General features: G+C 74.1%; 2 protein-coding genes. Both read right to left on the bottom strand.

What is annotated here, in order from left to right:
- Positions 1-1282: beta-ketoacyl synthase N-terminal-like domain-containing protein (locus ACWD3D_RS32315; protein ID WP_451464287.1), on the bottom strand; the 1282-nt coding region annotated here is incomplete at its 3' end.
- Positions 1275-5945, bottom strand: coding sequence for an amino acid adenylation domain-containing protein (locus ACWD3D_RS32310; protein WP_451464288.1), 4671 nt, complete (start codon positions 5943-5945; stop codon positions 1275-1277). The genes ACWD3D_RS32310 and ACWD3D_RS32315, both read right to left, overlap by 8 nt.
- Positions 5946-5990: the final 45 nt, after the last annotated feature.

Raw genomic sequence — 5990 nt, 5'->3', positions numbered from 1 at the left:
TCAGAGGGAGTGACGTCACGCGACAGCACGTTCGCAGGCGGCAGCAGGGCGATCGGGAGGCATCGGTGGCGGGCGCGGAACAACGGGGCAGAGACCCCGGGTTGAGGCGGGTGAAGTTGACCATCGGCGGGATCTCCGCCCGCTCCAGCACCAGCGCCGCCTTGATGATCCCGGCGACGCCCGCCGAGGTGCCCAGATGGCCGATCTGCGCCTTGACCGCGCCCAGCGCGCAGCCCGCGGCGCCGTCGGCCGCCGGGCCGAACGCCGAGACCAGCGCGGCCACCTCGATCGGGTCGCCCAGCGCGGTCCCGGTGCCGTGGGTCTCCACGAAGCCGACGGTCGCCGGGTCGACGTCGGCGACCCGCAGCGCCCGGCTGATCACCTCGGCCTGGCCGTCGACGCTCGGCCCGGTGAAGGTCATCTTCTCCGAGCCGTCGTTGTTGATCGCCGAGCCCTTGATGACCGCGATCACCCGGTCGCCCTCGGCGATCGCGTCCGACAGCCGCTTCAACACGACCAGGCCGCCGCCGTTGCCGAACACCGAGCCGTTGGCGTCCGCGTCGAACGGGCGCAGCCGCCCGTCCGGCGAGCAGATCGAACCCTCCTCGTAGAGGTAGCCGTTGACCTGCGGGGTGTGCAGGTTCACGCCGCCCGCGAGGGCGATGTCCGACTCGCCGAGGAACAGGCTCTGGCAGGCCAGGTGGACGGCCACCAGCGCGGTGGAACACGCGGTCTGCACGTTCAGGCTCGGCCCGGTCAGGCCCAGCCGGTACGAGATCCGGGTCGCCAGGAAGTCGCCGTAGTTGCCGATGTCCGCCTGCAGGCCCCGGATCGAGCCGTCGAGGTGGTCCTCGGGTTCGAACTCCGGCTCGATGTAGCGCAGATACGCGTGCCGGCCGCCGCCGACGAACACGCCGACGTCACCCGGGTAGCGGGACGGGTCGTAGCCCGCGTCCTCCATCGCGTGCCAGCCGAGTTCGAGCATCAGCCGGTGCTGCGGGTCCATCAACCGGGACTCGCTGGGGGTGATGCCGAAGAAGTCGGCGTCGAAATCGCCCGCCCCGTCGACCAGGCTGCTCACCCGGATGTAGTCGGGGTTGGCCAGCAGCCGCTCGGGTATTCCGGCGGCCCGCAGATCGTCCTCACTGAAGTGGGTCAGCAGCTCGCGGCCTTCGCAGATGCGCTCCCAGAACGCCTCGGGACCGGGTGCGCCCGCGAAGTCGCAGGCGATCCCGATGATGGCGACATCTGTGGGCGAGACCTCCGTGTGGTGGTCAGTCATGGCTGTTGCTCTCCCGTCCCCGAGCCGATCGGCCGCGCCGCGCAGCGGCGAGAATCTGGTCCGGAGTGCGCTGGTTGAGCCTCCGGTGGTGGGTCGTGGTGCCTGGAGCGCCGGCGGGACCGGTTTGCTCCCGATGCCCGTCGTTCTGCCCGGAAGCGTCGAGGAACTCGGCGAAGCGCCGGGCCGTCGGGAACCGGAACAGGTCGTGCAGGGCGAACTCGCGGTCGAGCACGCGCAGCAGCCGCAGGTAGAGGGGCAGGACCAGCAGGGACGTCCCGCCCGCGTCGAAGAACGACACGGTGGGGGAGTCGACCGGGCGGCCGAGCACCGTGGCCCAGGTGTCCAGCAGTTGCCGCTCGGCGGCGGTCGTGGCCGAGGCCGTCCCCCCGGCCGGTGAGGCACCGGGGGCGGGCAGCGCCGACCGGTCCAGCTTGCCGCTGCTGGTGAGGGGCAGCCGGTCCAGGAACTCGACGTACGAGGGCACGGAGTAGCCGGGCAGCTCCGCGCGGGCGTGCTCCAGCAGCGCCTGTGCGGTGAGCGGCCCGCCGTCGGGCACTTCGGCCACCACCACGTACGCGGCCAGCGCCGATCCCCCCGCGGGCGCCGGTACCGCGGTGACCGCGCAGCCGGCGACCAGCGCATGGCGCAGCAGCACCGAGGCGAGCTCTTCGGGCTCCACGCGGTGGCCGCGGATCTTCAGCTGCCCGTCCGCGCGGCCCAGGAACTCCAGTTCGCCGTCCACCCGCCGGACCAGGTCGCCGGTGCGGTAGTGCCGTCCCAGCCCCTCGGTGGGCTCGTCGAAGCGCCCCGCGGACGCCGCGTCCTGCCCGGCGGAGCCGAGGTAGCCGAGTGCGACGGCGACACCGCCGATGTGCAGCTCACCGGGTGTGCCGTCCGGCACCGCCCGGCCCAGCGGGTCGAGCAGCAGCGCCTTCGCCCCGTCGACCGGCCGCCCGATCGGAGGCCGTTCCGGCCAGCCGGACGGGTCGCCGGCCAGCCGGAAGGCGGTGACGACATGGGTCTCGGTGGGCCCGTACTGGTTCACCACGCCGACGCCCGCGGCCGCGCACAGCCGCCGTACCTCCTCCGTCACCACCAGCGCCTCGCCCGCGGTGATCACCGTCTCCAGCTGCTGCGGCGTGCCGCCGAGCGCCTCGTGGACGGTCGCCAGCTGGTGGAGCACGACAGGGGGGAGGAACACCGTCTGGACGCCGCTGCGGTTGAAGGTCGCCAGTAGCTCCTGCGGGTCGCGCCGGGTCTCCTCGGGCACCACCACGAGTGTTCCGCCGCTCGCTGCCGCCGTCAGCATCTCCTGCACGGAGACGTCGAAGGACAGCGCGGCGAACTGGCTGATCCGGCGCCGTCGCGCGAACTCCGGCTGGGCGATCTGCCAGCCGATCAGGTTGGCGACGGCCCGGTGCGGCATCGCGACGGCCTTCGGCTCGCCGGTCGAGCCGGAGGTGAACAGCACGTACGCCTCCTCCTCCGGCTCCGCGTCGTGCCAGAGGGACGGGTCCGCCGTCGCCCCGGTGCCGTCCGACAGCACCGCCGCGCCGCTGCGGAAGGTCGCCGCGGACGCGGGCCGGTCGGACAGCAGCACCTCGCCGCCCTGCCAGGCGGTGTCCGCCGAGGGAACGCCGGCCGAGCGGAGCGCGAAACCGCAGCCGATGCCGCGCACCATCGCCTCCTGCCGCCGGCGCGGCAGCGTCGGGTCGACGGGGACGTACACGCAGCCCGCCGCCCACAGACCCAGCAGGGCGACCAGCGGGTCGTGGCCGCGCCGCAGGAAGCAGGCCACCCTCGTGCCGGGCCTGACCGCGTGCTCCACCAGCTGCTCGCGCAGCCGTGACACCCGGGCGGCCAGCCGTCCGTACGTCATGTCGGTGCCGTCGTGGGTCTGCACCACCTGGGACGGCGCCCGGCGGACCTGCCGGGCCACCAGCGACAGCAGCGGCTGGAACGGCGCGGCTCCGGCGGCCGGGGCAGCGTCCCGCCGCCGCTCCAGCCGGTCGGCCAGACCCCGCACGGCCGGCTCGTCCGGGTGCGCGCCGGCCGTGCGGACGAGCTCGACGAACAGCTCGCCGTAGCGCAGCGCCTGCCCGGCGGAGAGCACCGACGTCCGGTAGCCGAGCGTGACGGCCGCGGCGTCGCCGAACGGGTCCTCGTCGACGGTGACCAGCAGCTCGAAGTCGGTCTCCTCGCGGTAGCGGATGTCCCGCAGCCGGATGCCGAGCGCGGCCAGGTCGTCGTAGACGTGGAAGTCGGTGTAGTTGAAGGCGGTCGGGCACAGCCGCCCGACGCCGGCCTCGGTCTGGATGCGCTCGAACGGGTAGCGGCGGTGGGGATAGGTCCTGGACTCGTTGAGGAAGGACTCGGCGAGCAGCTCCCGCCACGTCTGGTCGCCGCCGCGCGTGCGCAGCGGCAGCGTGTTGAGGAAGAGCCCGAGGCCCCGGTCACCGCCCTCGTCCTCGATCCGCCCGCTCGTGACGACACCGGTCACCACCTCGGGCCGGCCGGTGACCAGGGCCAGCAGCGCGGTGTGCGCGGCGAGGTAGGCGGTCTTGACCGGTACGCCCGACGAGCGGGCGAGCGCCCGTATCCGCTCGCCGTCCGCAGCGGGGATCGGCACCGTCACGGTGGCGACGGACGCCTCGGCGTCGTCGGCCGAACCCTGCCCGCCGGGCAGCCGGGAGGGCTCGGCGTCGCTCAGGTACCGCTGCCAGAAGTCGCGCTGCGCCGCGTCGTTCTCGGCGGCCCGCTCCAGCGCCAGGTAGCGGCCCATGAGCCCCTCGGCGGGGCCCGCCGCCGTCTCCTCGGACAGCGCCGATGCGTGCGCGGCCAGCAGTTCCGTGATGAGGGAGGCGGCGCTCCAGCCGTCCAGCACGCAGTGGTGCACCGACAGCGAGAGCGTCCAGCGCCGCTCGCCGACCCGGTGGACGAAGAGCCGCAGCAGGCCGGGCTCCGTCCAGTCGAAGGGCCGCTCGCGCTCGGCGGCCGCCCAGTCCTCCAGCCACCGCTCGCGTTCCCCCTCGGGAAGACCGGTGAGGTCGTCGAGGACGAAGTCCGGCGCGGCGGAGGGGTGGACGACCTGGAGCGGGGTGACCGGCCCGTCCGCCACGAACGCGGTGCGCAGCACGGGGTGGCGGCGCACCACCGAGGCGAACGCCGCACGGAGCGCGGTCTCGTCGAGGGCGCCGTCCAGGGTGTAGCTGAGCACGTCGTGATAGACCCGCTCGCCGTCCAGGACGCTGTGCAGCAGCATGCCCTGCTGGAGCCTGGTCGCCGGGAAGGCGTCCTCGGCTCCGTCCGGCACCCAGCGCACGTCCTCCTCGGCGAGCAGCGCGAACGGCGCGGCGGCCGCCGACGGTCCGGCGTCCAGGCCGGTGAGCGCCTCGGCGATCAGACGCGGTGTACGCGACGCGTAGACGTGGGCCAGCTCCGCGCCCAGACCCTCGCCGCGCAGCCGGGCCACCAGCCGCACCGCGGTGATGGAGTCGCCGCCGAGCTCGAAGAAACCGTCGTCCGGGCCGCAGGACGGCCGTCCGAGCACCGCGGCGACGGCCTCCCGCACCCGGGTGACGCGGTGGTCCTCCGCCTCGTCGACGGAGCCGTCCGCCGTACCGCCGGACGGCTCGGCGAGCGGGTCGGGCAGCCGGGCGGTGTCCAGCTTGCCGTTGACGGTACGGGGCAACTCGTCGAGCAGGACGACCGCCGCGGGCACCATGTAGCCGGGCAGCCGCCGGGCCGCCAGCCCCCGCAGCTCCTGCGGGTCGTACGGGCCGGGGCCGTCCATCACCAGCGCGGCCGCCAGCACCGGCGGGCGGCCGGGCCGCCGCACCACCCAGGCGCGGGCGCTGCGGACCCGGGGCAGCGCCAGGAAGGCGGCGTCGACCTCGCCGAGCTCGATCCGGTGGCCCCTGATCTTGACCTGCTGGTCGATACGGCCCAGGTACTCCAGCCGCCCGTCCGGCAGTAGCCGCCCCTTGTCGCCCGAGCGGTACATCCGCGCGCCGGGGACGGAGGAGAAGGGATCAGCCCCGAACGGGTTCCGGGCTCCTTCGGGCACCACGAGATAGCCGGCCGAGACACCGGGCCCGCCGACGCAGATCTCGCCCGGCACGCCGAAGGGCGCCGGCCGGTCCCGCTCGTCCAGGACGTACAGGGCGGTGTCCGGCAGCGGGCGGCCGATCAGCCGCCGGGTGCCCGCGGCGTCGGCGGCGGTGAGCGGGTAGAACGAGCTGTGCACGGTGGTCTCGGTGATGCCGTACATGTTCGACAGCCGGGGCTGCTCGTCGCCGTACCGGTCGAACCAGCGGGAGAGCGAGGCGAAGCTCAGCGCCTCCGCGCACAGCACCAGGTGCCGCAGGGCCGCGAACGCGTGCCCGGCCCGCAAGGACGCCTCACGGAAGCCCTCGAAGGCGGTGGGGGACAGGGCCAGCATCGTCGCCCGCTCGCCCTCGACGAGTGCGGCCAGCGCCTCCGGGTCGCGGGTGACGGCCGGTTCCGCGACCACCACCCGGCCGCCGTGCAGCAGGGCTCCGTACAGCTCCCACACCGAGGCGTCGAAGGCGAAGTTGTGCGCGTTGACCCACACGTCGCGATCGGTGAAGCCGCGAACGAGGGCGGGACCAGGATCTCCTCGGTGCTCGGCAGCGTCAGCCAGCCGCTCATCGACAGCACCGGCGGCCGGAACAGCCCGTTCGAGGGG

It is taken from the genome of Streptomyces sp. NPDC002690 (assembly GCF_053592415.1).
This window is presented reverse-complemented; position numbering and strand designations above follow the sequence as displayed.